Raw genomic sequence first — 26,553 nt, forward strand, 5'->3', positions numbered from 1 at the left:
CCCCTGACCCCTGACCCCCTCGCGTCGCAACTTTAGACTTGATTATTCTGCTGATTCCAACTTACCCAATCGCCATCAACAATCCGGTGATCGTTGGTTAAATGTTGGCTAACTCGTTCGCTGGGGTAATACATCCAGGCTAAAATGCGTTGCTCGCCAATCTCAACATAACGTGCAACCCGCAAATACCAACTATTGCTAGTGGGGCTAAATTGCTCTAACTCATCGATGTCGCGCATTACTGCTTCGTATAGCTCTGGCTTAATTTCGACTAACGTGCCAACCACGCTGCCTTCGCCTGGAATCATATACGGGTAGCGGTTGGCATACAGTTGATGTTGATGCACAATGGCTGGAGTTTCGCTGCGGGTTTTGCCTTCAAGATAGATTTTCCAGTTGTATTCGCCTGTGCGTAACGTGCCATAGACAAACAATGGCAAATGGGTATCGTAGCTTGGTTGCTCGCTCATTGCTTAATCCTCGTTAAGCCGCGCATAGGCGCGCACCGGAAATGTGCCAAATTGCTTGACTTTGACGGGCACTGCCGAAAAATGAAAGCCATTGCTTGGTAGCTGCTCAAGCTGGCAAAGATGCTCAACAATTGGAATATTGTTGCCCAACAAAATCGTATGCACTGGCCGTCTGCCATCGGCAGTATCATCAATATTGTATGAATCGATGCCAACCAAGGTAACTTGGGCCTGCACCAAAAACTCAGCTGCTGCCGCTGTTAAGTAAGGATGGCCCTCGAAATAGTGGTCGGTGCGCCAGTGCTGTGACCAATTGGTATTGACCAATACAGCCTTGCCTTTGAGGTCAAGCCCTGCAAATGCTGAAGCCTCAATGGCCCGACCATTCGCTAGATCATGGCGAATCAGCACGCCCTCAAGTTCAGCAATTTGGGTTAATGTTAATTCGGCTAAATCTTTGCCATCGGCAAAGCGATGAAACGGACTATCAATGTAGGTTCCGGTGTTGCCAACCAGCTCAATTTTGCCAATATGAAACTCGGTGCCTTCTGCATAGACGCTGCGCGAGGCTTCGCGGCTCAGAAAATCGCAGATAATCGGGGCTGGCAGGCCCTTGTAGGTTATCATTCCAGCTTCAACAGTATGGCTTAGATCGATAAATTGTGACATAGGCCGATCCTTGTAGTAAGTAGGGTTGGTTGAGTATAGCATAGGTGAACGATGACGCTTCAGACGAGTTTAAATTGTTGGAAACATCATGCCCGTTGGGTATTGCAAACCCTCGCAAATTTCCAACAGGGCGAGCAAACAGAGCTGTTGGCGGCTTTGCAAAAAATCGGCAATTCCCAGATGGATCTGTATCTTGGTGAATTAACCCCAGCGCTGATCGATCACCAAGTGCTGACCCAACTTCAGCAACGTGGGATTGAAACTGAAGCCGAATATGCTGCATGGTTGGCAAGCAACGACCACTATCAACTATTAACCTTGAGCGATAGTTCAGCTTGGGTTTTACGCTGGGGCGATGGTATGGATCAGCGCGTGCATTTGCACCCAGCTCGTTATAGCCCGCTGAGTGTGCGCGTGCGTGCACCAGTTTTGCGCTCGGCCTATGCATTGTTGCTCTGGCAACATTGGCATGGCGGAGATTTACATAATATTTCATTGGTGAATCAAGTGCGCACAACCTGGCTCCAGCTTAGCCCAATTGCCAAACTGCCGCCAAACGATGGCTTAAGCGGATTATTGGCCCGCTTGCAACCGCTCAACGTGCCATATCTTCGGCAACCAACAAGCCCAAATCTGGATTTATAAAATTTTATTAAGAAAATGCTTGACATTGTGGCTTGGCCTATGCTAAGGTGATAGTAAGTAATTTCATTGAAATTACGAAGCAACAAGCCGACTCCCAAGTTGTAGGAGGATCAGTGTATGGCACGTTGGCGTTTTGCAATGATTAGCATTTTTTGTTTGCTCTTTTTGGTATTCAATCTTCAGGCGCGCCAGGTTCCGGCGGCGCGGGCAGCGAGCTTGCCCAACGGTTTTAAGAGTATTGGCTATATGCCTTCGTGGGCAGGCGATGTCAATAGCATCCAATATAGCAAAATCACCCATATCAATTACGCCTTTTTGTTGGCCAACGCTGATGGCAGCTTGCGCAGCTTAGATAACCCAGGCAAATTGCAATCGATGGTGACCTTGGCGCACAACAACAATGTAAAGGTCTTTATTTCGGTTGGCGGCTGGAGCGGCAGCTCAGTTGATGCTACGTTTGAGGCTTTGGGTGCTAGCCCAACCGCCCGCGCAAACTTCATCAATAATATGGTGAATTTCGTCAATCAATATAATCTTGATGGCGTTGATATTGATTGGGAATATCCCAAGGCTTCGTCTGCTGGCAATTATTCGGCCTTGATGAGCGGCTTATCAACCGCAATGCATAGCCGAGGTAAATTGCTGACCGCCGCCGTGGTTTCCGATGGTTCTGCTGCCGATGGCGTGGCCGCCGATGTGTTTGGCTATGTCGATTGGCTGAATATTATGGCCTACGATGGTGGTGAACCTCACGCCAACTACGATTGGTCGATCAATAGCTTGAACTTTTGGCTTAATCGTGGTTTGCCTGCCTCGAAAGCTGTGCTTGGCGTGCCCTTCTATGCGCGGCCTGGCGAAAGTTTCACCTATGCCCAAGCAGTTGCCGCCAACCGCGATAATGCCAACCGCGATTGCGCGACGGTCAATGGCGTATATGGTTGTTACAACGGCCAGCCAACAATTCGGCGCAAAACCCAATATTTGCTTACCCACGCCGCTGGAATTATGTATTGGGAAATGTCGCAGGATACCAAAGACAGCACTTCGCTGGTGAGCACCATCTACGACACGGTGATGGGCAATAGTGGCCCGACCGCAACGCCAACGCCAAATCCAAATGGCACAAATATCGCTCGTGGCCGCAATGCCACTGCTTCATCGACTGAAGCCAGCAGCTATGGCGCAAATTTGGCGGTTGATGGCAATAGTTCAACCCGTTGGTCGAGTGCTTGGAGCAATCCGCAATGGTTGCAAGTTGATCTTGGCAGCAGCTATGCCTTGAATCGGGTGATTCTCAATTGGGAAGCAGCCTACGCCAGCGGCTATCAGGTGCAGGTTTCCAGCGATGCCAGTAATTGGCAAACGATCTATAGCACCACTAGCGGCGATGGTGGCAGCGATAATTTGAGCCTCAGCGGAACCGGACGCTATCTGCGGGTTTATACCACCGCCAAGGCTACCGAATGGGGTGTATCATTGTTCGAATTGGAAGCCTATGGTACGCCAGCTAATGGCCCAACCGCTACGCCACGACCAAATCCAACTGCGACCAGTGTGCCGAATCCAACCGCTACGCCACGGCCAAACCCCACTGCTACGCCAACCACGGGCACGCCCGCTTGGCAGCCAAATACGGCCTATGCAGCTGGCGCAAAAGTCAGTTATGCAGGCAAAAACTATACCTGTTTGCAAGCCCACACCTCGCTTGTAGGCTGGGAGCCAGCCAACGTTCCGGCGCTCTGGCAAGTACAATAATCCGAATACGCTAGCGATGTTAAAACGGGGCAATTTTGCCCCGTTTTTTGCTGCGGATCGAGATCTGCTATACTTTTGCAGAAGCTCGGTTGCAAGCCAGAATGTGGAGCATAAGCAGTTCATGATCTATCGATTGGATATTTTTGGGCGTTCGAGTGATGCCAGTTGTGGCTATGGCTGAGGCCCGCGCATGCCTTCGTTGAAGGTTGCGAGTAATGTTGCGCTCTCATTGGAGCGCTTAGTTGGTGCGCAAGTCAGCGTCAACTATTATGATCTTGATGATCCGGCGGTGCAAAATCAACACGCCAATCAGCTTGAGTATTTTGCCGAAGAAGCTTGGCCATACCCAATTGCCTTGTTCGAGGATGAGGTGTTGTTTGTTGGGGGCTTACAGCCACTTAAATTGCTGGCCGCCGTCGTCGAGCAACTCCGTCGGCGTGGGATCAACCTCGCCTAAACCCACTGCTATTACTTGCGCATCCAGCACGAATCGCGCACAACCAGGTGCGTTGGCACGGTATGCAACAATTGCGCCGATTCGCGATTTTGCAGCCTATCGATTAAGAGGCGCACGCCCAACGAACCCATCTCACGAATCGATTGATCGATGGTGGTCAGGCGTGGCGTGGTTTGCATGGTTTCGGGAATATTATCAAAGCCAATTACCGAGAGATCTTGCGGCACGTTGAGGCCTAGTTCTTGAGCCGCTTCAAGCACACCGATTGCGGTGCGGTCGTTGGCGGCAAAAATGGCGCTTGGCGGATTGGGCTGGTTCATGAGGTGATAGGTTGCTGCTTTGCCGCAGGCCGAGGTAAAATCACCTTCGCAAACCAGTGCGGCCTCAAATTCGATACCCGCTTTGTGCAGCCCAGCTTTGTAGCCTTCAAAGCGTTGCAATGCACTCCACGCTGTGGGATGGCCTTGCACGAAGCCAATGCGGCGATGGCCAAGGCTGACCAAATAATCGACAGCTTGAATTGCCCCTTCGTGATTGGTTGCTACAACCGATGGCACTTCTGCGCCCGCTCCATGGGGATCGATCACCACAATATTGGCGTTTTGTTGGAAGGTTGGGGCTGAGGGCGAAACGATAATGCAGCCGTCGGTCAAGCCACTGCTCAACAAAGCCACGTGCTCGCGCTCCCAAGAGGCCCGTTTGTTACGGGTTGGGCTGCCACTGGTATAAATCAATAAATCGTAGCCAGAATTTTCGATTGCTGCGCCAACTCCTTTGATCACTTCGTGGTAGTAGACCTCAATCAGCTCAGGCACCAACAAACCAAGCACATTGGTTGTGCGGCTGCGCATGCTTTTGGCGGCTAAACTAGCGGTGTAGTTCAGGTCGTCAATCACTTGGCGCACTTTTTTGTAGGTTTCTGGCGAAACATCAGCTTTGTTATTGAGCACCCGCGATGCTGTGCTGACCGAAACGCCTGCCGCTTTGGCAACATCGTGAATGGTGATTGTTGATTGTTTTGAGCGCACAGCACTACCTCTCGCTATCCATGAAACACGCTGGAAACGATACCGGAAACGCGATCATCATAACAGGTTGACCATGAATGTCAATTAGCGTTTGATCCACGAAGGGCACGAAAGAATGAGGGGTCAGGGTGTTTTAACGCAGAGGCGCAGAGAAACGATGGCTATAGGCTCTTGGCTTTTGGCTTTTAGGATTCAAATGTCATCCTTCATCCCTCATCCTTCATCCTTTCGGTTAGCCACAGATTGGCACAGATTGATTTGATTCTTATTCGCCTAGCCCTGCGCCCAGAGCCAAAAGCCCACAGCCTAGCTGTATTGGTACATTGGATTAAAAACAAGCAGCATGCCCTCACCCCCCAGCCCCCTCTCCCACTGAACGCGGGCGAGGGGGAGCATCGGTTTTCACGAAGGAATTGGGGGTGAACCACGGTGTTAAAGCCCCTCGCCCGCGCCACGGGAGAGGGGTTGGGGTGAGGGGATCAGGCAATGGTTAACGTGATGAACCAGTACAGATAGCCGATAGCCCACAGCCCATAGCCCATAGCCTGGCCCCTCGCAGCGCAACCGCGAAGAACGTTTTAGCCACAGATTGGCACAGATTGATTTGATTCTTATTCGCCTAGCCGATAGCCCACAGCCTAGAGCCTTGCCCCTAACACCCGATCCCCAATCAGATCTATTTCCATTGCTCGCTGTTTGTGCTACACTCCAAATGCTATGTTTTGATTGAGGAGATGAACCATGACCACGCTCAATTCCTTTAAGAACTCCACGTTAAGCCTGTTGCTCGCCCGTATGTTGAATGCAGCCAGTTTTGGTCTCGTGCTGATGCTGGCCTATCCGAGCAGCCAAATCAACCAGCTGTATGGAGTGCTGGGTTTGGTGGTGGCGATTGGCATGCTTTGGCTGACCACCCGCTTGACCAAAAATCTCGCCGCGTATCAAGCACGCTGGGTCTATTTGCACGCTGCAATTGTGCTTGGCCTGCTGGTGCTTGGCTTTAGCTTGGGCTTTTCGAGCCTGCAATTGTTTGGCGGTACACTAATTTGGCTGGTTGTTGGCTTGATTGATGGGGCTTTTCGGCTGCGCAAACAACGCTAAAACGTCAACATCTTCGCTGCATCGTGCTAGAATGAAGCTAGATTAACCCTAGTTTGAGGATCGTTCTATGCCACGCTGGCGCGAAATTGTCCAAGTTGATGCCTTCGCTCGGGTTCCGTTCACTGGTAATTCAGCGGCGGTGTTGCTCGATACTGCTGGGCTTGATCCGGTGGTGATGCAACGTTTGGCCCGTGAGATGAATGTTTCCGAGACGGCGTTTGTGCTGCCAAGTAGCCAAGCCGATTTGCAATTGCGTTGGTTTACGCCAACCGTCGAAGTGCCGTTGTGCGGCCATGCCACGGTAGCCGCCTGTCACGCCTTGGCCGAACGCGGCCATTTGGTGATTCCTGGCCAATACACGATTGAAACTGCCTCAGGCATTTTGGCGGTCGAGCTGCAAGCAAGCGAAACTTCGGCCTGTAAAGTGTGGCTCGATATTCCCGTGCCCGAATTCGAGCCGCTTGATTTGCAAATTGTGGCGCTGGCTGCCGCACTTGGCTTGGATGAAGCCGATATTCGCAGCGATATTCCGCCGACGCGCGGCGGCGAATATGGCTATATTGGTTGTCATAATCTGGCGAATCTTTTGGCAATTAAGCCGAATATGAATGATGTGCGCTTCCTCTGTCAGAGCCATCAACTAACCGCATTAACCCTGTATTGCTTGGAAGGGCTGGATGCTGAGAGTGCGGTGCATGTGCGCTTTTTCGGGCCAGTGATTGGCATTGACGAAGATCCGGTGACTGGCTCAGCTCAAGGCCCACTTGGTGCATTACTGGTTGGCGTTGGGGTCATTGCCCAAGCTGATGGCAGCAATGTGGTGCACTATCGCGCTGAGCAAGGCGATGCAATGGGGCGGCCAGGGCGGGTCGAGGTTGCCGTCGAGTTCGATCAAGAAGCCCAAGTTATGAGTTCGCGAATTGGCGGCGAGGCTTTGACGATTCTGCGCGGCCATGTTTTAGCATAGGTAACCGATTGTGGAATATCAATTTCCCTGCGTCAGCGATTGTGTTTCGCAGGCAGAAGGGGTTTATATTGCGCCCCAAGCCTTGGTTTGTGGCGCGGTCGAATTAGCCAGCGATGTGAGTGTTTGGCCGATGACGGTGATTCGCGGCGATAAGGGCCTGATTCGCATCGGCGCACGCTGCAATATTCAAGATGGCTCAATTTTGCATGCCGACCCCGATGCTTGGCTGACAATTGGCGCAGGCGTGAGCATTGGCCATGGCGCAATTGTCCATGGCTGTACGGTTGGCGATGATGTGCTGATTGGCATGGGCGCGGTGATTTTGAACCATGCGCAAATTGGGGCAGGCTCGCTGATTGGTGCGCGCGCCTTGGTTACCGAAGGAATGATCGTGCCGCCCAATTCGCTGGTGTTGGGCATCCCAGGCAAAGTACGCCCGCTTGATGCTGCCCATCTTGAGCGCATTCGGCGCACTGCCGAAAACTATGTTGCGCTCAAAAACGCCTACCTTGCAGCTGCCGCTAAGAGTAGAGATACATAATAATGCACCGCTCACCAGCTTGCTAGAAGTATTTTGTTTAACAATCGCATGAATCCTACATCATGAGGTTATTAGGTTTAAAAACTATAAAACTTTGTGATTGAATATCAGTTGGTATTTGTTCTAGTTGTGGTTGCATCATGCTTGGGGGTATTGCTATATCCTCAAGCATTTGATATTGGGCAAGATTGGTTTCAAGGATTGTATTGCGTTGAACGAGTCGTTGCATTAATGATATAAGCAGTTCGTATTCATTCGATGTATTGCTAGACCATGGCATGAATCTTGAGGCAGATTGCATGTTAACATTAATTGGAATATTTTTTGGAGTTATTTGACGACGTAATTCATCAATCCATAGTAAGCCTTTTGATTCTCCGTGTGCAAAATCCATCCAGTCTATAAGGGTTATTGTACTAATCTGTTCAACGAAATTGCTAGACAAAAAACGTTGTGGATTAGTGGCTAACACTGAATCGCGAGCAATTCGCCTGGAATGTTCTTGCCAAAATAGGAGTGTTTCTTGCGCAATTCTGCTGGCTTGTGCACTTTTAATATCGAACTCAGCATAAGCATGAGCACGTGCGGTTGCAGCTAGAATAAAAAGTTCTTCTAATGCATTGAATTTATGCCAATCATTAATTTTAGAGAGTTGCTCCATATAAAGATGATAAAGGTCGTTGAGATCAGTTAATACATGACTAAGAATGGTCATCCGCCTATCTTCGGTTGAAATTGTATCAAGTATTTGAAGTTCTTCTATCCGCGCTTTGAGTTTTGTTCGGCTTTGTGCTTTAAGTAAATCAAGAATCTCGCCAACATGAGTATTAAGTTTATCAATTTTTGCTGAAAGAAGTTTAAAACTTAAGGCTATTGCAAATACACTAAGCCCAGAGAGCAGTAAGCTCCTGTTTGAAAAGCTAGCAAGGTGATTAGTTATCTGCAATGGCGATAGAGAAGGATTTATGCCATTGCTCATGAATCTTAATAGTAAATATGGGCCAGTCGTAGGTGCGTGAAGATTTGGATCTATTTTCAACCCTGTAGATGGTAATAAATGGCGTACAATTTGTCCTGCATTAGGAGTTCCTGCTGCCCAGCGAATAACTCCTCCAGAAAGTATCATTTGACCACTAAATAAATAGGTTATTAAATCTTTTGGAATAGTTCGCTCTATTGTCCATCCTGAAAACGAATAAACCATGATCACTTCCTTATTTGCTGTATCATATATTCTCTATAAGATTACCATCTTAGCTGATGATTTTCTCTCTAAAAAACGATATTATAATGATGATAAACAAGCACAATTCCATTGGCGGGGCAACTCGTGCTCGCAAACAGCACAAAAAAACCAGTGCTCTTTGATTAAGTTGAGCATTGCACAGGCTGGGCAGCGCCGAAACTCATAGCTGGTTGCCCAAGCGCCAGCATGCGGCAGGCCGATTGAATCGAGCACCTGCTGAACCACCGTCCAGGTTGTTGGCTCGGGGCAATAGCCAGTTGATTGATTGGTTAATTCACAATAGATGAGGCGGTTTGCTTCTAGCACAAAGCTGATCTCGCCAGCTGCCAAAACCGCCGCGCCCCGAGCACAAACCACATGCTCAGAGCGTTGATCAGCAAGCCACAGCTGTAGCGCTTGATCGATGATAAACGTCGCAGTTAATTGCTGATGCTTGCCTGTGTCTCGGGGTTGCGCTGCAATCCACGCCTCCACATCAGCTCGCTGGCGAATTTGGCTACGGCTTGGTAATGGCTTAGGCATGTGGCTTAGTTCGATAGGGCCAACATACCAATACATGCGGGCCATGCGGAAATTCCTCATTATTCAAAATCCCCTCGCCCACGATGTAGGCGAGGGGTGGATCAAGCTTATTCCAAATCATCATCCTCGAACGAATCTTCGTCTAGCTCTGGCGTTTGGGGGCCGAAAACAAAGAGAGCGGCGGCTGCAACCATCTCATCAGGGTCGGCTTTATATTCTGCCAAGCGTTGATAATCGGCTGGCTTCCAGCCGAGCCGATTGGTTTTAAAGACGAAGGCTGCTAAGCCAATTCGCCGCAAATATGGATCGTTGGATGGGTAGAAAAAGCTTTCAAGTTGGTCAGGCTGGCGGAGCCAAATAGTATTTTGAACATAGTGGAGTTCGTCGAGCACGGCGCGAAAATTATCAACATGCAATAATTGCTTTTGGCGCAACTGTTGCACTAAATCGAACCATGCTTGCTCCGTATAGCAACGTGCAGCCAATTGAATTTGCAATTGGATTGTTAAACGATCGCTGGCCAATTCGGCCACAATTGCGCGACCCAAGGGAAAGAAGCTTGGTTGGATTTCGAGCAGCGGCGTAAGGTGCTCAACAAATCGATAGAGAAAAAAGCGTTTTGTCAGAAAGCGACGCACAATGCTGGCGACAACTTCAATGTCACTAATTCCATAGATCTGAACGAGCGATATAATGCAATTTTCGAGTAAATCGTGGCTATCGCTAGCAATGATCGCAATGATTGGTTGGACTAGCAGCCGATCAGGGTCAGGAATCAAACTAAGTGCCAAAAGTGCATCTCCGCGAACTGTTCTATCAGGATGTTCCAATAACCCTGCCACTAGTTTGAGATAGCGTTGCTGAATTGCTGGTGGGTGGCTTCTGACCGAAATATCAGTCAAGCTATGGACCACATTTGAATCATCATGCTGGCGAATGGTTTCTAAAATTTGCCAGGTTTCTGGTTGATCAAGATAGTTGCTCAACGCATGGACAAGGGCAATGCGCACGTCGTTATGCAGCTCAAGCCCATTCCAGCGCAATAATTCTTGGTAGGCAACGTGATTTTTGAGGTCGCCGATCAGGCGGACGGTTTCTTTGACAACGGTTACTTTCGCACTTGGCACATTGCGCAGAATCGCTAAAGCTTGGTGCGTTGACATGCGCAGCAATACGCGGCGCAGCGTATAAATTGCCACGCGTGCGCGGCCATCATCCAAAGCTTCGATCAGCGTTGGTACGCCATCGCCATTTTCGCGGCGACTTAATGCTTCGAGCGCTTTATCGCGCACGACCTCAATTGGGGCGTTAAGCTGGGCCAACTCAATCAAGCGCGTTGGTTCAACCTCGCTAAGGCGGGCCAAGCGTTGCACATAATCGATCAAAGTTGGGTGCGGCAGATCAGGATTATGGGTTTGCTCAATCAGCGTTTGGGCAAATAGCTGTTGTTGGGCGGTTGTCCAACGCTCAAAGCCCCGCTGAATTGGTATCGTATAGCTATCTTGGTTTGTGCTGAATTTGCCTTCGTAGGCTTGGGCTGGCAAAAATGGCGTGAGCAAATCTTGGCGTTTGGTCTGCACAAAATCCAAAATTAGCTTTTGCGTAATCCAGCTTGGGTCGTTGGCGAGCAGCTGTGGCACAAGCTGGGTAAAACGTGGGCGAGCGTCGTTGTAGAGTTCCTGCACGGCGCTGCTTGCTGATGTATTCGGCTCTGTGGTAGCTATTTGCTCAAGCATGGCGATTAGTTCGGGCACCTTCTTGCTTGAAGAACCCATAAAAGCACTCATGCTGAGGATCGCCTCAAGTTGCTGGTTGCGTGGCCATAGGCGGATTATTGGCGAAAGCGCATCCCACAAGGCTTGAGCATTGGCAGCATTCAGCTCATTATGGGCTTGGATAAACAGGTAGCCTTGCTCGCGGCTAATCTGGCTAATTAATCCAATACTTGCTTGAGGATGAACTTCGAGCAATTTGCTGAGCCAGCTTTGTAAGAGCTGAATACTCCCACGTGAGCAATCGCGGGCATTGAGGCTAGTACGAATAATCTGCTCAATGCTGGTGAGATGGTCTGTTTGCCACCGCCGCGCTGGCAATTCGCTTAATGCCATTAGCAACTTAAATCGCACTGGATCTTGCTCGTTGCGCCGCTCATGCACTAAATCCAAGACGGTTTGGGCATATTCTGGCTGATAGCGCACAATCTTGATTAACGAAGCAACTGCCTCGCCACGAAACGCAGCTTCGCTATGATTAAGTGCTGGTTGCACGATTGGCCATGCTTCATCCCACGGCAAATAGGCTACGTGCTGAATTTTTAAAATAGAGACCATTTCCACATACGGCAACTGCTGCGCGCGGCGCACTTCATGCTGGCGTTCATTGCTTGGCAGTGCTTGCCAGACATAATCTTGGAGCAACAATCTATCATCGTACCATTTGCGGTGATTGGCTGCATACAAGGCTGAGCGATAGCTAAGCGGCGTTTTTTTCAGCCATCTAGCCCATTTTGGCAACAGATTAAGCTCGGCCAACTGTAAGACTTGCTCTAAGCGTAGTTTGCTGACTAAGTTGCCCCAATCAAGCTCCACCGCTTGTTGCTGCTGAATCATGAGGTCTGCAATCGCTTGGGGTCGCTGATAGGCCAAAGCTTGGAGTGGTAAAGAGCTTAGCTCTAGGTGTTGATCGAGCGCTGTTTGCACCAATTTGAGCGCCAGATCTGGCTGGCGAGCGGCTAATTTTGGCAGGGCAATGCTCAAAGCTGCCTGTTTTTGTTGCAGACTATGCGCTGGTTGCTGCAAGAAGGTATTGAGCGATTCGCCACACGCAAGCGGCTTGAAGCGTGCCAGTTGGCCCCATTCGCGTGGGCTAAGCCGCTCGATAATTGTTACTTGATGGTCGTTGTAATACTGTTGCGAGCCAAAAATTGCATACTGCACCAATTGCTGTGGCTCTACGGTTGCCAAAAATGCATCAATTAATTGAAATCGCTGGTGTTTCGCCAATAATTTGAGCGCTTTACGCCAGAATAGCGGGGCTAATTGGCTTAAACTGGCTGCAACATCAGCATCATTGCCATAAACCATGAGTACATTAATTGCTAAGCGAACTAACGATTGAGCAGGATCATTGATAAAGCGCCGAATCAGGCTGCTATCGTGGCTGCCGTAGCAACTCCACAAAGCCAAACGGCGTTGATAGATACTGAGACTTTGGGCTAATTGTTCAATTAATTGGCTGCTTTGGGGATTATTGGCGGCTTGTTGGCCCAGCGCAACCATGCGTTTGATTCGTTGCCCATCGCTTAATTGCTCGAACTCGGCCAGGAGTTGATCATGATTCATCAACACACTCTCCATGCTAGTTAACTCGCGCTAGGTTACGAGCACCAGCAAACAATATTCTCCCTAGCCCATCACTATACCAAGCCTGTCAAGCTGGCTGAGAATGCTGCGCGTCGCCCATAAGCAACGCGCAAGCTTGATTTATTTGGTTGGCTCTGTTGTTTCTAGTTGCGGCGGAAAGATAAATTGAGCGGGCACTGCAACCAGTTCAGTGGGATCAGCCTGATACTCGGCGAGTCGTTGATAATCGGCGGGATACCAGCCGAGGCGTTTGGTTTTGAAGCTAAAGGCGGCGAGGCCAATCCGCCGCAAATACGGATGGTTGGATGGATAGAAGAAGGTTTCGAGTTGCTCAGGTTGGGCGAGCCAAAGCCGATTTTCGACTGTTTCAACAACTTCCAAGATTGCCCGAAAGGTATTAACATTCAGCAAACCTTGTTGCTGCACCTGCTGAACGAAATCAAACCATTGTTGTTCGCTGTAGCAATGGCCCGCTAATTGAATTTGCAATAGGATCGTAAAACGGTCGCGAGCTAACTCGTTGATTACCGCATGGCCTACTGGGTGATACGCTGGCCACATTCGCACATGTAAATTAATTGTGCTAAATAGGTGGTTGATAATAACCCGATTCGCTAAGTTAGCGCGTACAATTTCCGCAATAACAGCCTGATCTTTAATTGCATAGATATTCATAATTGCTAAAATGGCTGAATCTCGGAGTTTCGTAATCCCAAAATTAATAGCCTTATTCAATGGTTCCATCAAAATTCGTTGCGGGTCGGTGCCGCGAAATAAGAAACAGCGGGCAACTGCTGCTTCGCAAACTTCAAGATTGGGATGTTCGACCAGCGCTGCCAATAAGCGCAGCACAGGTTGGTGCAGGCTGAGCGGTTGCCCTGCGAGCGAAATTGTGGCTAGGCTTTTGACCACCGTTGTTTCTTCATGGCTCAGCAGGCGTTCAAAGATTTGCCAAGTTTCTGGTTGCTCAAGATAGTTGTTAAGCGCATGGACGAGGGCAATCTGCACATCGCGATGTAACTCAAGCTCGTTCCAGCGTAATAATTCTTGGTAGGCAGCCCGATTCTTGAGGTCGCCGATTAGGCGGATAGTTTCTTTGGCAACGGTTATTTTGCTGGTCGGCACTGTGCGCAAAATTGCCAAGGCTTGGCTGGTTGGCATGCGCAATAAAACGCGGCGCAAGGCATAAATTGCCACGCGTGCGCGGGCATCGCCCAAGGCTTCGATCAGGATTGGCACGCCATCGTCAGTTTCGCGGCGGCTTAATGCCTCAAGAGCTTTATCGCGCAGCACCTCAATTGGCGCATCAAGCTGGGCCAACTCGATCAGGCGGGTGGGGGCAACCTCGCTGAGATAGGCCAAACGCTGAGCATATTCGATTAAATATTGGTGTTGTAGGTCTTCTTGCTCAGTTTGGATGCTGACTGCTTCTGCAAAAATATGTTGTTGGGTGGTTGTCCAGCGCTCAAACCCATGTTGAATTGGCAAAATATAGGCAGCGTCGCCGGTGCTAAATTTACCTTTATAGCGTTGGGCGGGCAAAAATGGCGTGAGCAAATCTTGGCGTTTGGTATGCACAAAGTTTGCTATCAGGTCTTGGGTAATCCAGCTTCGGTCATGGGCCAAAATTCGTGGCACAACCTGATTAAACGTTGGACGTGCATAGCGATGCAGCACATGAATGGCCCGCATGGCAGCCCAATCGATCGTATCATTGGCAATTTCCTCAAGCATGGCCAATAATTCGGGCACATCTTTGATCGTCCGCCCAACAAAATTGATGATGCTCAAAATATCTTGTGCTTGCTGGCGGCGCTGCCAAGATTGCATAATCGGCAAGAGGGCAGCGCACAAGGCTTGGGCCTCGCTGGCGTTGAGTTCGCGGCCATGGCGTTGCACAAAAAGCTTGCCCCGTTCGCGGCTAATTTGGCTAATTAATTCGATACTTGCTTGGGGATGAACTTCGAGCAATTTGCTAAGCCAGCGTTGTAATAAACGAATGCTGGCATCGGAGCAATCGCGGGCATTGAGGCTACCACGAATAATTTGCTCGATGCTGGCGAGATGCTCTGTTTGCCAACGCCGCGCAGGCAGTTCGCTCAAGGCTGACAGCATTTTAACTCGCACCGGATCTTGCTCATTGCGTCGCTCATGCACTAAATCCAAGGCGGTTTGGGCATATTCTGGCTGATAGCGCACAATTTTGATTAACGAAGCAAGTGCTTCGCCGCGAAACTCAGCCTCGTTATGTTTGAGCGCTGGTTGCAAAGCCGCCCATGCTTCATTCCATGGCAAATAAGCAGCATGGCGAATTTTTAAATGCAGATTTATATTTACGTCTGGGAGTTGCTGCATCCGCCGTGCTTCATGCTGGCGTTCGTTGCTTGGCAGCGCTTGCCATACACCATCTTCGGGCAGCCGCAATTGCTCATCATACCATTGGCGATGATGCGCAGCGTACAAGGCTGAGCGGTAGGTGCTGGGGATTTTGTGCAACCATACGCTTGGTCTGGGCAACAAATTGAGTTCGGCCAGCTGCAACATTTGCTCTAGGCGCAATTTCTTGACTAAATGCGCCCAATTAATCGAGGCTGCTTGTTGCTGCTGAATCATCAAATCGGCAATGGCTTGGGGTCGCTGATTTGCCAAAGCTTGGAGTCGCAACGCTTGGAGTGCGATTTGTTGATTGATCGCTGTTTGCAGCAATGCGAGCGCTCGATCAGGATCATAGGATACAAGATCGGGAATGGCTTGGTTGAAAATATGTTGCTTATGAGTAAGATTATGTGCTTCATTTGCCAAGATGCTCTGAACTGCATCGGCACATTCGCGCGGCTTGAGGCGGGCAAAGTGGCTCCAATCTGCTGGTTTAAGTTGATGGATGATCGATGCTTTATGCTGATTGTAATACTGTTCTGAGCCAAATAATTGGTAGGCTGGCAGCTGTTGTGGCTCTAGGGTTGCCAAAAATGCATCAACCAAGTGAAATCGCTGGTGTTTGGCCAATAATTTGAGCGTTTTACGCCAAAATGGGGCAGCTAATTGGCTCAAACTGGCTTGCACATCAGCATCGTTGCCATAAACAGCCATTAATTGAATCGCTAATTGAACTAACGATTGAGCAGGATCGCTGATAAAGCGCCGAATCAGGCTGCTATCGTGGCTGCCGTAGCAACTCCACAAAGCCAAACGGCGTTGATAGATACTGAGACTTTGGGCTAATTGTTCAATTAATTGGCTACTTTGGGGATTATTGCGCGCTTGTTGACCCAGTGCAACCATACGTTTGATGCGTTGGGCAGCGCTTAATTGCTCGAACTCAGCCAAGAGTTGATTATGATTCATTACGACACTCTCCACACTGGTTAACTCGCGCTAGGTTACGAGCACCAGCGAACAAATTCTCCCTAGCCCATCACTATAGCAAGCCTGTCAAGCAAGCAGTTTGGCCAATTTGCCCCAGTTTTACCCCTCTAATTCCCCCGGTTGTACTCGACGGTTTCGCTTTATACTCTTAATACTTAATTAAGTAATTTTAGGAGTGATTGTTCATGATTAAGCGTGTTAAACCGTTATTTCAGCTGCGGATCTGCTTGCTGCTAGGTTTTTTGGGGTTGTTTGGGTTGCTTGGTTTGCCGCGTTCGATTCAAGCGCAAACAGGGGTTAATCTCGCATTAGGTCGGCCTGCGCTTGCTTCATCAATTGAAGGTACTGGCTTTGAAGCGAGCAAAGCCGTTGATAGCAATGCTGCAACGCGTTGGGCCAGCGCCGAAACCTCGGTCGAATGGTTGCGCATTGATCTTGGCGCGACCTATACCCTTAATCGAGTGCTGCTCAAATGGGAAGCTGCATACGCCAAAGCCTATCGGGTTGAAGTATCAACCAATGCCACAAATTGGACGACGATCTATAGCACAACGACTGGCGATGGCAACAGCGACGATTTGAATGTTAGTGGCAGCGGGCGCTATCTGCGGGTGTATGCGACTACGCGCGGCACACCGTGGGGCTACTCGCTGTGGGAGCTTGAAGTCTATGGCACATCGACTACGAATCCAACCCCAACCCGCACACCAAGCCCAACGCTTACGCCAACCCGCACGCCAACGCCAACCCAAACTGGCAATTGGAACTTAGTTTGGAGCGATGAATTTAACCAGACGACGATTGATCAAAGCAATTGGCGCTACATTGTCAATGGCGATGGGGGCGGCAATAACGAGCGCCAATATTATACCAATGGCCAAAATGCCAGTATCACCCAAGATGCCACTGCCGACGATGGCAAGGCCCTGCTCATCGAAGCGCGCAAGGAAAATCCCGCCAATTACACGTGTTGGTATGGCAAGTGCCAATATACCTCGGCGCGCTTGGTGACCCAAGGCAAACGTTCATGGCAATATGGCCGTATCGAAGCCCGTATGCGTTTGCCCTATGGCAATGGTATTTGGCCCGCCTTCTGGATGATGGGTAACCAAGGCAATTGGCCAGCTTCTGGCGAGATCGATATTATGGAATTGGTGGGTGGCAACCAATGCGGGAGCGAATGTGGCGATAATCGCACCCATGGCTATATGTGGTGGTCGGAAAATGGCGACCGCAGCGATGGTGCGCAAGCCAAAAATCTGCCCAGCGGCAGCTATGCAGATGCCTATCACGTATTTGGGGTTGAATGGGATGCGCAGCAAATTCGCTGGACGATTGATGGTCAGCCATTATTGCGCAACGATAATGGCCAGCCGCTGGTGTTGCCGATTACCGGCAGCGGCAAAACCGAATTCCATCAGCCATTCTATATTTTGCTCAATATTGCAGTTGGCGGCGATTGGCCACTTGACCCACCAGCAAGCAGCGTTTTTCCCCAACGCATGTATGTTGATTGGGTGCGCGTGTATCAACGCTAGATTGCTAAGCTAAAATTGTAGTTTCTTTCAGCTCTCGTTGGGTTTGCAACGGGAGCTGATTTGTGTTTGGGCATGATTTTGATCACATGGCTGAAAGGTAGTTTTGGTACTTGAATTGGCGCAATCCTCGCATATAATGACCCTATTCTGCGAGAGAATTTGCTATTTCCCAATCAATTATTAAGCTCGGATTTGGGTCGTTGCCGTAGCAGGTTTGCTGTTACGCTTGGCTTCGCCTATTTGCTGTGATCCATGCTGTACTGCGAGGAGAGTTTATGCGTCAAGAATCACGTTTTCGGCCAGCCCTGCTTTGGTGGATTATCGGCCTTGTACTGCTTGTGCTGGTGCTACCCAAGTCGCCCACCCAAGTTATGGCCGTGCCCTTTGTCGATACCTATACGCGAGTAAGTGCAGGCGGTGCCCATACCTGTGCGATTAAAACCACCGGAACAATTCGGTGTTGGGGATTTGATCAATCGTATGAAACAAGCCCACCGTCTGGGGAATATCGTGAGGTTAGCTCGGGTAGTTCTTTCAGTTGTGCAATCCGCTATGATGTCAGAACTCTTGCCTGTTGGGGATCGAATACTTATGGGCAGACCAATGCACCAAGTGGCATCTTTACCGCCCTTGATTCGGGTGTATGGCATAGCTGTGGGATTAAAACAGATCAAAGCTTGCAGTGCTGGGGCTATAATAGAAATGGCGCACTCAATGCCCCAGCAGGAGCGTATACCAAAATTAGTGTTGGTACTTTGTATTCTTGTGCGATTAATACAGATCAGGCACTAATCTGTTGGGGTAGCGAAGATAGTGAGAATCCATCGCTACCGTTGCCAAGCGGTAGCTATCGTGATCTTAGTGTTGGAGATCGTACTTCTTGTGCGCTGGCAGTCGATAATAGTATCAGCTGTTGGAATAACCATAGCCAAGACCAAGATAGCCCCGAAGTGCCGGAGCTGCCGTTTAGCCAAATGAGTATCGGTGGTTCACATAGCTGTGGAGTTTACAATACTTCACAGGTTTCGTGTTGGGGTTTAAGCGAATATATTCGTGTTCCGGCTGGTAGTTTTATGTATGTTAGTGTTGGTGGTGGGCATAGCTGTGCGATTAAGAGTGATCGCCGGATTTTGTGTTGGGGTGATAATCGTTATGGGCAACTCGATGTGCCAATTGAAAGCACCCCCACGAGAACCCCAACCAAAACCTCAACTGCAACGCGCACGGCAACTCCAACCAATACAGCGACTGCAACTGACATTCCAACAGCCACAGCCACGGCAACAGACGAACCAACAGCGACCGCGACCGATCTACCAACCGATCTGCCAACCGCAACGGCAACACCGACCGATGTGCCAACCGCAACCGATATTCCAACGGCAACCGCGACCGCGACGGACGTGCCCACAGCAACTGCGACTGATGTGCCAACGACGATGGCAACAGCCACCGCAACGGCAATGGCGACTAATGAGCCAACTGCGACTGCGACCGATCTGCCAACGGCAACCGCGACTGACGTGCCAACCGCGACCGTGACTAACATGCCAACGACGACCTCAACGGATGTTCCAACTGCAACAGCCACCACGACTGCAACCACCGCAATATGGCGCTGCTATATTCCTTGGGCGGCAACGAACTAAGGTCTTAATTTGCCGCGATCGCGTACAGCACTGGTGCGCGATCGCGGCGCTAAGCCACTCGCTAAGCACCTGCTGCGTTATTCGCTGCTGCCCTAGCGGAAGGGATGCTTGATCCCACTGCTGGATTGGACTAATGGCTCTGGTTGCCTGCTGATAAGCACGTATAATTGAGCGATCACCATCTTTTATAGAGTGCGTATCTGGGCAATCGTTGTTGAGGAGCTGTGTGGTTATGGATCGCATGCACGTTCGTTTGCGCTCGCCAATCCTGTGCTGGCTGCTTGGCTTGGCGCTACTAATCTTGATGTTGCCCAAGTCCAATCCACAGGCTATGGCTGCGCCCTTGGTCGATACCTATCTGCGGGTAAGTGCTGGCTACGCCCATACATGTGCGATTAAGACCACCCGAACCGTTCAATGTTGGGGTGCTAATTATGATAATGAATCAACGCCGCCGACTGGCTCATTTGAAGAAGTAAGTGCAGGCGATTCATTTACCTGTGGCATTCGCTCCTCGGATCGGACGTTGCAATGCTGGGGTGATAATAGCTATAACCAAACAATTGTCCCAAGTGGCATATTTACTGCACTGGATGCTGGAGTGCGAACTTCTTGTGGGATTAAGCTTGATCGTAGTATTGCTTGTTGGGGTGCAAATTTTAACGGCATCCTCGAAGTTCCAACCGGGAGCTATACGAGAATTAGCATTGGTGAGGAATATGCGTGTGCGATCAATACAGCCAAAGCGTTAGTCTGTTGGGGCAACGAAAACGTGGAAAACCCACCACCGCCAGCGCCAACCGGCAGTTATCGAGAGATTAGCGTTGGGCATGTGTATGCATGCGCTATCGCAACTGATAATAGTGTTAGCTGTTGGAAATATTCGTATGGGTACGATCTGCAGGCTCCACCCAATGCTCGATTTAGTCAAATTAGTATGGGCGCATATCATGGATGTGGCATGATCAGCAATACCACAAGGCTTCATTGCTGGGGCTATTTCGCTGCGGCAATTGTGCCAGTCGGTACGTTTATGCAGGTTAGTTCTGGATATGGCCATACCTGCGCAATCAAGGGTGATCGGCGGATTCTGTGTTGGGGTGATAATAGTTATGGCCAATTGAATGTGCCAATTGAAAGCACGCCGACCCCAAGAGTAACCGCAACACGTACGCCTACTGCTACACCAACCGCTACTGACGTACCCACAGCAACTGCTGAACCAACGGCAACTGCAACCGCTGAACCAACGGCAACCGCGACCGCGGAACCAACCGCCACCGATATTCCAACCGCCAACGCAACTAATACGGCAACTGCAACCGCTGAACCAACGGCGACCGCGACCGACGAGCCAACCGTAACGACCACCGATGTTCCAACCGCCACCGACATTCCAACCGCCACCGCAACTGTCACGCCCACCGCGACTGCAGAACCAACCGCGACCGCAACCAACACTGCAACGGCCACGGCAACAGATGTGCCAACGGCGACCGCAACGGCGACCATACCCGCAACAAATACTGCTACCGCGACTGACGTGCCAACCGTGGAACCGACGGCAACGGCGACTTCGCCCGCAACGAGCTTACCGTGGCGCTGTTACATTCCTTGGGTGGTTAGGTAGCCATAAAAATCCCCGCTCCAATTGCTTAGGAGCGGGGATTTGTTGCTGTTTTTGTGGTTTTGCGTTATTCGCTGCGGACTGGAAAAATCGCGCGTAGCCGTTGATCGCTGAGATACAGGCCACCCCACAATAAGCCCCCAATAATGATTGGAAAGATCAACGAGAATAGCGGATCGCCAACCCGTACATGGCTGGCGATGGCTCCACCAAGATAGCCCGTAAGCAGAATCGCCCCCAGCACTGCTGTGCGTGGAATCGCATACACGATGGTACAGACAATCAGCAGCAATCCCAAACTCAAGGCAATACCATCGGGGTAGCCTAGCGCCGCGAATGATTCGGCAACTGGAGCCGGATTAAAGAGTTTGTAGCCGCCATCAAAAAGCAGGAATAGAATTGGTAACCCACGCATGATCCTGCTGGCCCATAGACTCGTTTTTGAGCTAGTTGCGGTTAGCGCTGTCATGAATTCTCCATTCCACGAAGCCGAATCAACCCTATACGTGCCATCGTGATGTGCGAAACCGATTTAGGCTTCGACTGCTGTTTGTGCAAGCAATTCGAGTGCGACTGCTTCAAGCGTTGCCAATGCGGTTTGCATGCCCGATTCCATGCCTGAATTGACATGGGCATCACGATGTTCTTGACAGCTATGTTGCACCAGCAACGTCAAACGTGAGCCACCTTCGCGATCTGCGAAGCTCAGGCTATTGAGCGCTTCGCCATCGGGCATAGCTTCGTAGACTTCGGTGCAAACGAGCCGCTCATTGGGCATCAGTTCGCGATATTCGCCATGAAACGCTACTTCAAAGCCCGTGTCTGTAACCGTTACCCAACGCCACATGCCGCCAATTTTTAGATCAATATCAGCAATTGTGACCGTGCCATGGCCTGCCGACCACCAGCGTTTCACCAGTTCAGGCGTGGTCCAAGCGCGATACACCAGCTCCTTGGGCACATTAAAATCACGGGTAATCTGAATTTGGGTGTCGGTTGGCAGCGTCACGACTGCTGAATGTTTGTTGACAAGCGTTGGCATGGGTTAATCCTCCTGATCATGCAATTCTTCGAGCACATCATCCAAGGCATCAAAGCGCTCGTTCCACATTTGTTCATAGCGCCGAATCCAATCGTGAATGGGCTTGAGTGCCCGCCCATTTAATCGGTAGTGGCGTTGCCTGCCATCATCGCGCACGAGCACTAGCCCGACTTCGCGCAAGACCTGCAGGCGTTTGGATACCTGCGGTTGAGCCAGCCCAAGCTGCTCAACCAGTTCGTTGACCGAAAGCTCGCCATTGGCAAGCAGGTCGAGAATCTGCCGCCGCCCCGGCTCTGCGATCGCGTTGAATACATCGGTTGTTGTTGCTGCACGTGCCATAAATTTATTATATACCAATATGGGAATATATCAAGCCCCAATTTGATTGCATGAACAAATTGAGCTGATCAAAAATATAAAATGATAGAGCAAAGCCTCTCGCCAGTGCCGTAGAAGCGCGGTTGAGGGATTTTCGCTTAGCGATCAGTTGGTCGCTGGGCAACGATTTTGCCAACAGCTATAATTGTATAGCCATCAATGAGTTTTATCAGTTCGCCACATTTGAATTGTTCTTTGTGTATTGGTATAGCGGCGATGAATTTGCCCAGCGCATAGCCTTGACTGGTGATTTGGTCATATTCCAGCTGTATCCATTCGATCATCCGCATCGGAAATTGGATACATTCTCCTCGAATGCGTGTTTGCATTCGTACAAACGGCGACTGGCTATGGCCGCTGAATTGTTCGGGCAGCCAGAAAAAATCAAAAGCAATTAAATTTGACATAATATTTATCCTTGATCGCTATTCAAGCGTGTTGGTACGATCTTGGCAACTGCTACGATATGTGCTCCCTCACACAGTTCAAGTAATTCGCCTGGTTCAAGCCATGCCTGAGGAAATGGATCATCAAAGGGGAAGATACAAAATGCACGGCCTAAGCGAGTCTGTGGATCATATTCAAGTTCAATTAATTGAATACTCCTAATACTATTCGGGACTTGATAGAAATAGCGCTGCCAACGCACATGACTATACATATTTTTGGAAAATGGATATTTGCGCCCGCCAAACTGGTGTGGAATCATCACAAATTCGATATTCATCGAAACAGTCATCGATGGCTTCTCCTTACGAGGATTCGATTCTGCTGTACTATACTGGGCTTTGAGGTGTAAAGTTCGGCTATACGCTGCTTTGGTGTATCCTAAGGGCGCATACCAAGTTGTTGCAGCAAAGGAATATGTATGGATTCAGCCGAGCCATTTGATGATCAAGCCCACTATCACGCCGTTTGTAGCTTGATTGAAACCGATTTGGCGGCCTTGCCCGCAGGCTTGGCCCACGCTTTGCAAACCCAATTCAGCCAGTTCAAGCAGGGCCGATTTAGCCAGATTGCCGCGCTGTTGCCTTGGTGGTTGCGTGAGCAGTTTCCGCTTGCAAGGCCGTTGTATGCCCACCTTGGTGCGGCCCAACTGTATGGCTGGTGGTATTATTGGGCCCAAGATCAGATATTGGATGGCGATGGCGAAGCAGCGTTATTGCTTGGCGCTCATTTGGCATTGCTGCGCCAGCTTGAGCTGTATACTGAATTGGGTTTGGCGCAAAGCCCAATCTGGCCGTTATTTCGCCAATTGACGCTGGCATCGGCGCTTGGACATCAGCAGGAATTGCGCTACCGCTTGAGCGAATTGGCAAACTTGGGCATGGAGCAACTGGCGCACTTTGATCAAACCGTATTGTTGGCGCGTGCCCAGCCTTTCTTTTTCAACAGTCGTGCTCAGGCTTGGCTGGCTGGTCACGATCCATTTGGCCCAACCGCAAATCTCGTGATCGAAACACTTGAATGCTTGACCTTGGCACGCCAGTTCAGCGATGATGCCAGCGATTGGATCGATGAACTCAAACAGGATAAACTCAATAGCGTGGCTTGTCGCTTTTTGGTCTATTTGCACCAGCAAGCGGTGTTTGGCGATTTTAGCCAGTTGACGGCGGCGCAGGTTGCTGGCCAGCAAATTTTGCATGAGGCATTTTGGCGTGAACTTGAACAAGCGAATCAAAGCTTGATTGAGCAGATGTTGGCCAAATTGCGCGCAGCAAATGCGCATAACTTAGCGCAATTGCTTGAACAGCAAGCCCAAGCCAATGTGGCACTGTGGGCTAATCATGCGACCTATCGCCAACAATTACGTGGTTTTTTTGGCTTAGCAGCGAGTGAATAACGCTTGATGAAAACGCATTACGAGGTTCTTGGGGTTGCCACCAGCGCCGATGCTGCGACGATTGACGCAGCATTTCGCCGTTTGGCGCGCCAATATCACCCTGATATTAATAAAGCTCCCGATGCTACGGCCTTGATGCAGGCCTTGAATATTGCCTATGGCGTACTGAAAGATCCGCAAAAGCGTCAAGCCTACGATCGCGAGTTGAGTGGTCAGCGTGAACAACCGCGCCAACGCCAACAATCGAGCGGCAATGCGATTAACGATTTGTTTGCGGTGGCGTGGCATGCGGCTCATCCGGCAGTGTATCTCTACGAAAATCACACAGTTGAAATTGCTGGCAATAGTTTTCGCTTTGATTTTGCCTATCCTGCGCAAAAAATTGGGATTATTTGCCAAGCTTCGAGTAGCTCGCAAACAACTTGGGCCGATTGGCAGGTGATTCAATTAACCGCCCAGCAAATTTTGAGCAATCCGATGGCGGCGGCAGAATCGGCCTATCAAGCTTTATCCGAAACCGCCTATGCCAGCACCAATCCTGAAGAATATGCTGCTGCACAGGCCGAATTGCGCTGGGCCGAAGACTTGCTTGAGAAATATGATCAAAGCCAAGCCACTGGCGAAGATTTTGAGGAGCAAATTCGGGCTAGTCTGGCCCCGCAATACAAACCAATGCTCGATTTGGCCTTGGTTGGCGGCGTTGGCGCGATTGTCGCTACAACCGTAGTTGGCGCAATGATCAAGCTCGCCATCGTTGGCTTTGTGGCCATGGTTGTCGGCGCGTTGGCGGCGGTGCGTTTTCTACCAAGCTTCATTCGGCCATGGTCGGATGATCTACGGATTAAGGTATTTGGTGGGATTGCTGGAGTGTGTTTGCTCTTGTTGCTGGTGGTGCATGGCGGCAGCGCAATTGGCTTGGTGGTTGGGGCCAGCCTGATTGGCGGCTTAGTGGGCTATGTCTATGCCATGCGCCAACAAGCCCAACCCTAATCCGAGGTGAGCGATGCTGATGCCGCGCTGTGTGCCCTATCAACGAGTGATTTTGGCAACCACGCCTGCCCAACCAAGCTGGCGTTTAAAGCGCCTACTGCTGGAATACGAGCGTTATGTGCGCCAAATTCCCAATACAGAGCGCTTTGCAATCGTGGGTATGCGCCTGATTCCGCAACCCAATCACCTGCTTAGCTTGCGCGATTTAGCTCCGCGCGATGGTAAGTTTTTGGCTTTTGAAGAATTGGCTTGGGCGGTGCAAATTATTGGCCAAACCTTGCTCGCTGTTTTAGTCGAACAACAAGCAGCAGGTCGGGTGATTACTGGTTTGCACTGCGATATTACCAGCTGCGTGGTGCATCCAGTCGATTCTTCTGAGCGCCATTTTGTGCAAGCAACGCGCACTATTTTGGCTCGCTGTTTTACTGACGAGCATCTGTTCTATATTCCATGAAGCTTCGCAATCGAGAGTAAGATACCAACTTTCATGCTTTTTAGCATGCCTTTGGCCAACACTAATGCTCCTTTGAAAGCTATGTCATCAAGAAACTAGTTTGAGTATGTGTTGCCCTCGGCTAAAAAGCACGCTCAAGCCGCTGAAATTCAACCAGCCTGAGCGTAAAGATTAAACTATAAACCTAGTTGCTGGCGTTGTTCAGGGCTGAGCGCCAAATTGCTTAGTTGCATATTCAAGCGCTCAACTTGGTCGCTTTGCTCAAGTGCTTGGGCCAATTCAAGCCGCGCCAGCAGCGCTTGAGCATACTCGAAGACTGGCTCATCGGTATAACGGGCAAGCGCATTGTCGAGGGTTTTGGCGGCAGCCTGATCATCATTTTTGAAATCGCGCAGCCGTGCAGCCACTGCCAGCGCACGTTGTAATGGCGATTGGTCGGGGTTTAGGTAAGCTTGGGCGGCGGATTCATCCTCATCGCCTTGCTTGATGAAAATAATCGAATTGCCAGCATTATCGGTGAGCGTGAAACGGCTTTGGCTCGGCTTCATGCGCGAGATGCGCGGAAAGCCTTGAGCTGGCACTTTGCCTAAACTAGCCTTCAAACGCTCGGCAAATTGCTGGTGCAATTGTTCAACTTCCGCAACTATAATCAGACAAGTGCTATAGTTTTCGGCTGGGGGCAAGTGTTTCAAGCCAAAGAAGTGCAAACAATAATCGTGGGCGTTGATGACGGCGTAGGGGTTGGGCTTGCGTTGGGTATAACTGACCGTAAAACCAAGGTTGCGCCAAAAATCGATGGTCTGGTCGAGGTCGGCGCAGGGCAGTGCTGGAATTGTGGTTGGCATAATCACCTCCAGGTTAAACCGCTTAGGCTGGCAGTATACGCTGGGCAAGCTTGATTTG

General features: G+C 50.1%; 24 protein-coding genes and 1 pseudogene. 12 read left to right on the forward strand and 13 right to left on the reverse strand.

Features of this window, described 5'->3' with window-relative positions; all coding sequences use genetic code 11:
• Nucleotides 1-32: 32 nt before the first annotated feature.
• Both C5S61_RS06785 and C5S61_RS06790 read right to left on the reverse strand, forming a co-directional pair.
• Entirely contained in the window at nt 33-470 is a 438-nt protein-coding gene (locus C5S61_RS06785) for a gamma-glutamylcyclotransferase family protein (RefSeq protein ID WP_110514304.1), read from the reverse strand.
• Nucleotides 471-473: 3 nt separating this feature from the next.
• Nucleotides 474-1,139 (reverse strand): cyclase family protein, encoded by a 666-nt coding sequence (locus C5S61_RS06790; RefSeq protein WP_110514305.1) that lies wholly within the window; start codon nt 1,137-1,139, stop codon nt 474-476.
• A 51-nt stretch (nt 1,140-1,190) separates the two neighbouring features.
• On the opposite strand from C5S61_RS06790, the gene C5S61_RS06795 reads away from it, so the two are divergent.
• The 3 genes from C5S61_RS06795 to C5S61_RS06805 all read left to right on the forward strand — a co-directional run bounded on the left by C5S61_RS06795 (nt 1,191) and on the right by C5S61_RS06805 (nt 3,996).
• Nucleotides 1,191-1,784, forward strand: a complete 594-nt coding sequence (locus C5S61_RS06795) for a hypothetical protein (RefSeq protein ID WP_110514306.1) — start codon at nt 1,191-1,193, stop codon at nt 1,782-1,784.
• A gap of 117 nt (nt 1,785-1,901) precedes the next feature.
• On the forward strand, nt 1,902-3,539 hold the full coding sequence (locus C5S61_RS27065; protein ID WP_110514307.1) for a glycosyl hydrolase family 18 protein: 1,638 nt from the start codon (nt 1,902-1,904) through the stop codon (nt 3,537-3,539).
• A gap of 190 nt (nt 3,540-3,729) precedes the next feature.
• Nucleotides 3,730-3,996, forward strand: coding sequence for a hypothetical protein (locus tag C5S61_RS06805; protein ID WP_110514308.1), 267 nt, complete (start codon nt 3,730-3,732; stop codon nt 3,994-3,996).
• A gap of 11 nt (nt 3,997-4,007) precedes the next feature.
• On the opposite strand, the gene C5S61_RS06810 is transcribed toward C5S61_RS06805, so the two are convergent.
• Nucleotides 4,008-5,024 (reverse strand): LacI family DNA-binding transcriptional regulator, encoded by a 1,017-nt coding sequence (locus tag C5S61_RS06810; RefSeq protein WP_110514309.1) that lies wholly within the window; start codon nt 5,022-5,024, stop codon nt 4,008-4,010.
• 741 nt (nt 5,025-5,765) lie between these two features.
• Between C5S61_RS06810 and C5S61_RS06815 the strand changes: the two genes are divergently transcribed.
• From C5S61_RS06815 to C5S61_RS27395, 3 genes are all read left to right on the forward strand, one after another.
• A complete protein-coding gene (locus C5S61_RS06815) occupies nt 5,766-6,125 on the forward strand; it encodes a hypothetical protein (protein WP_110514310.1) in 360 nt (119 codons plus the stop codon).
• Between the two features lie 67 nt (nt 6,126-6,192).
• Nucleotides 6,193-7,092, forward strand: coding sequence for a PhzF family phenazine biosynthesis protein (locus C5S61_RS06820; protein WP_110514311.1), 900 nt, complete (start codon nt 6,193-6,195; stop codon nt 7,090-7,092).
• A gap of 10 nt (nt 7,093-7,102) precedes the next feature.
• Nucleotides 7,103-7,633, forward strand: coding sequence for a gamma carbonic anhydrase family protein (locus C5S61_RS27395; protein ID WP_276309099.1), 531 nt, complete (start codon nt 7,103-7,105; stop codon nt 7,631-7,633).
• A 55-nt stretch (nt 7,634-7,688) separates the two neighbouring features.
• On the opposite strand, the gene C5S61_RS06830 is transcribed toward C5S61_RS27395, so the two are convergent.
• The 4 genes from C5S61_RS06830 to C5S61_RS06845 form a co-directional block, all read right to left on the reverse strand.
• Nucleotides 7,689-8,837: a hypothetical protein gene (locus tag C5S61_RS06830; RefSeq protein ID WP_110514313.1), complete on the reverse strand. Its 1,149-nt coding sequence runs from the start codon at nt 8,835-8,837 to the stop codon at nt 7,689-7,691.
• 81 nt (nt 8,838-8,918) lie between these two features.
• Entirely contained in the window at nt 8,919-9,446 is a 528-nt protein-coding gene (locus C5S61_RS06835) for a hypothetical protein (protein ID WP_110514314.1), read from the reverse strand.
• Between the two features lie 62 nt (nt 9,447-9,508).
• Nucleotides 9,509-12,742 carry a HEAT repeat domain-containing protein gene (locus tag C5S61_RS06840; protein WP_110514315.1) on the reverse strand — a complete coding sequence of 1,078 codons (3,234 nt, stop codon included), beginning with the start codon at nt 12,740-12,742 and terminating at the stop codon, nt 9,509-9,511.
• A gap of 141 nt (nt 12,743-12,883) precedes the next feature.
• Nucleotides 12,884-16,108 (reverse strand): HEAT repeat domain-containing protein, encoded by a 3,225-nt coding sequence (locus tag C5S61_RS06845; RefSeq protein ID WP_110514316.1) that lies wholly within the window; start codon nt 16,106-16,108, stop codon nt 12,884-12,886.
• Between the two features lie 206 nt (nt 16,109-16,314).
• On the opposite strand from C5S61_RS06845, the gene C5S61_RS06850 reads away from it, so the two are divergent.
• From C5S61_RS06850 to C5S61_RS06860, 3 genes are all read left to right on the forward strand, one after another.
• A complete protein-coding gene (locus tag C5S61_RS06850) occupies nt 16,315-17,667 on the forward strand; it encodes a discoidin domain-containing protein (RefSeq protein WP_110514317.1) in 1,353 nt (450 codons plus the stop codon).
• Between the two features lie 275 nt (nt 17,668-17,942).
• Entirely contained in the window at nt 17,943-19,316 is a 1,374-nt protein-coding gene (locus tag C5S61_RS06855) for an RCC1 domain-containing protein (protein ID WP_110514318.1), read from the forward strand.
• Nucleotides 19,317-19,548: 232 nt separating this feature from the next.
• Nucleotides 19,549-20,946, forward strand: coding sequence for an RCC1 domain-containing protein (locus tag C5S61_RS06860; protein WP_110514319.1), 1,398 nt, complete (start codon nt 19,549-19,551; stop codon nt 20,944-20,946).
• Between the two features lie 64 nt (nt 20,947-21,010).
• Here C5S61_RS06860 and C5S61_RS06865 read toward each other — a convergent pair whose 3' ends face one another.
• The 5 genes from C5S61_RS06865 to C5S61_RS06885 all read right to left on the reverse strand — a co-directional run bounded on the left by C5S61_RS06865 (nt 21,011) and on the right by C5S61_RS06885 (nt 23,102).
• Nucleotides 21,011-21,412: a DoxX family protein gene (locus tag C5S61_RS06865; RefSeq protein ID WP_110514320.1), complete on the reverse strand. Its 402-nt coding sequence runs from the start codon at nt 21,410-21,412 to the stop codon at nt 21,011-21,013.
• 63 nt (nt 21,413-21,475) lie between these two features.
• Nucleotides 21,476-21,985, reverse strand: coding sequence for an SRPBCC family protein (locus C5S61_RS06870; RefSeq protein ID WP_110514321.1), 510 nt, complete (start codon nt 21,983-21,985; stop codon nt 21,476-21,478).
• Nucleotides 21,986-21,988: 3 nt separating this feature from the next.
• A complete protein-coding gene (locus tag C5S61_RS06875; RefSeq protein WP_110514322.1) occupies nt 21,989-22,324 on the reverse strand; it encodes an ArsR/SmtB family transcription factor in 336 nt (111 codons plus the stop codon).
• Between the two features lie 137 nt (nt 22,325-22,461).
• Nucleotides 22,462-22,770: a hypothetical protein gene (locus C5S61_RS06880; protein ID WP_110514323.1), complete on the reverse strand. Its 309-nt coding sequence runs from the start codon at nt 22,768-22,770 to the stop codon at nt 22,462-22,464.
• 5 nt (nt 22,771-22,775) lie between these two features.
• Nucleotides 22,776-23,102, reverse strand: coding sequence for a hypothetical protein (locus tag C5S61_RS06885; protein WP_110514324.1), 327 nt, complete (start codon nt 23,100-23,102; stop codon nt 22,776-22,778).
• Nucleotides 23,103-23,231: 129 nt separating this feature from the next.
• On the opposite strand from C5S61_RS06885, the gene C5S61_RS06890 reads away from it, so the two are divergent.
• From C5S61_RS06890 to C5S61_RS06900, 3 genes and pseudogenes are all read left to right on the forward strand, one after another.
• On the forward strand, nt 23,232-24,206 hold the full coding sequence (locus tag C5S61_RS06890; RefSeq protein WP_110514325.1) for a hypothetical protein: 975 nt from the start codon (nt 23,232-23,234) through the stop codon (nt 24,204-24,206).
• A gap of 6 nt (nt 24,207-24,212) precedes the next feature.
• A pseudogene (locus tag C5S61_RS27680) lies at nt 24,213-24,407 on the forward strand (DnaJ domain-containing protein); the annotation flags it as partial.
• Nucleotides 24,408-25,209: 802 nt separating this feature from the next.
• Nucleotides 25,210-25,650 (forward strand): hypothetical protein, encoded by a 441-nt coding sequence (locus tag C5S61_RS06900; RefSeq protein WP_110514327.1) that lies wholly within the window; start codon nt 25,210-25,212, stop codon nt 25,648-25,650.
• Nucleotides 25,651-25,826: 176 nt separating this feature from the next.
• Here the strand turns inward: C5S61_RS06900 and C5S61_RS06905 are convergent, their stop codons facing one another.
• Nucleotides 25,827-26,495: a DUF8817 family protein gene (locus C5S61_RS06905; protein WP_110514328.1), complete on the reverse strand. Its 669-nt coding sequence runs from the start codon at nt 26,493-26,495 to the stop codon at nt 25,827-25,829.
• Between the last annotated feature and the right edge of the window lie 58 nt (nt 26,496-26,553).

Source organism: Herpetosiphon llansteffanensis (assembly GCF_003205875.1).
Lineage (GTDB): Bacteria > Chloroflexota > Chloroflexia > Chloroflexales > Herpetosiphonaceae > Herpetosiphon > Herpetosiphon llansteffanensis.

Bases quoted from the DNA above. Each gene is read 5' to 3' on its own strand.
- C5S61_RS06850 (WP_110514317.1), top strand. From the start codon at position 16,315: ATGATTAAGCGTGTTAAACCGTTATTTCAGCTGCGGATCTGCTTGCTG.
- C5S61_RS06855 (WP_110514318.1), top strand. From the start codon at position 17,943: ATGCGTCAAGAATCACGTTTTCGGCCAGCCCTGCTTTGGTGGATTATC.
- C5S61_RS06860 (WP_110514319.1), top strand. From the start codon at position 19,549: ATGGATCGCATGCACGTTCGTTTGCGCTCGCCAATCCTGTGCTGGCTG.
- C5S61_RS06880 (WP_110514323.1), bottom strand. From the start codon at position 22,770: ATGTCAAATTTAATTGCTTTTGATTTTTTCTGGCTGCCCGAACAATTC.
- C5S61_RS06795 (WP_110514306.1), top strand. From the start codon at position 1,191: ATGACGCTTCAGACGAGTTTAAATTGTTGGAAACATCATGCCCGTTGG.
- C5S61_RS06905 (WP_110514328.1), bottom strand. From the start codon at position 26,495: ATGCCAACCACAATTCCAGCACTGCCCTGCGCCGACCTCGACCAGACC.
- C5S61_RS06900 (WP_110514327.1), top strand. From the start codon at position 25,210: ATGCTGATGCCGCGCTGTGTGCCCTATCAACGAGTGATTTTGGCAACC.
- C5S61_RS06840 (WP_110514315.1), bottom strand. From the start codon at position 12,742: ATGAATCATGATCAACTCCTGGCCGAGTTCGAGCAATTAAGCGATGGG.
- C5S61_RS06890 (WP_110514325.1), top strand. From the start codon at position 23,232: ATGGATTCAGCCGAGCCATTTGATGATCAAGCCCACTATCACGCCGTT.
- C5S61_RS06870 (WP_110514321.1), bottom strand. From the start codon at position 21,985: ATGCCAACGCTTGTCAACAAACATTCAGCAGTCGTGACGCTGCCAACC.
- C5S61_RS06815 (WP_110514310.1), top strand. From the start codon at position 5,766: ATGACCACGCTCAATTCCTTTAAGAACTCCACGTTAAGCCTGTTGCTC.
- C5S61_RS06820 (WP_110514311.1), top strand. From the start codon at position 6,193: ATGCCACGCTGGCGCGAAATTGTCCAAGTTGATGCCTTCGCTCGGGTT.
- C5S61_RS06875 (WP_110514322.1), bottom strand. From the start codon at position 22,324: ATGGCACGTGCAGCAACAACAACCGATGTATTCAACGCGATCGCAGAG.
- C5S61_RS06805 (WP_110514308.1), top strand. From the start codon at position 3,730: ATGCCTTCGTTGAAGGTTGCGAGTAATGTTGCGCTCTCATTGGAGCGC.
- C5S61_RS06835 (WP_110514314.1), bottom strand. From the start codon at position 9,446: ATGGCCCGCATGTATTGGTATGTTGGCCCTATCGAACTAAGCCACATG.
- C5S61_RS27065 (WP_110514307.1), top strand. From the start codon at position 1,902: ATGGCACGTTGGCGTTTTGCAATGATTAGCATTTTTTGTTTGCTCTTT.
- C5S61_RS06865 (WP_110514320.1), bottom strand. From the start codon at position 21,412: ATGACAGCGCTAACCGCAACTAGCTCAAAAACGAGTCTATGGGCCAGC.
- C5S61_RS06785 (WP_110514304.1), bottom strand. From the start codon at position 470: ATGAGCGAGCAACCAAGCTACGATACCCATTTGCCATTGTTTGTCTAT.
- C5S61_RS06830 (WP_110514313.1), bottom strand. From the start codon at position 8,837: ATGGTTTATTCGTTTTCAGGATGGACAATAGAGCGAACTATTCCAAAA.
- C5S61_RS06845 (WP_110514316.1), bottom strand. From the start codon at position 16,108: ATGAATCATAATCAACTCTTGGCTGAGTTCGAGCAATTAAGCGCTGCC.
- C5S61_RS06885 (WP_110514324.1), bottom strand. From the start codon at position 23,102: ATGACTGTTTCGATGAATATCGAATTTGTGATGATTCCACACCAGTTT.
- C5S61_RS06790 (WP_110514305.1), bottom strand. From the start codon at position 1,139: ATGTCACAATTTATCGATCTAAGCCATACTGTTGAAGCTGGAATGATA.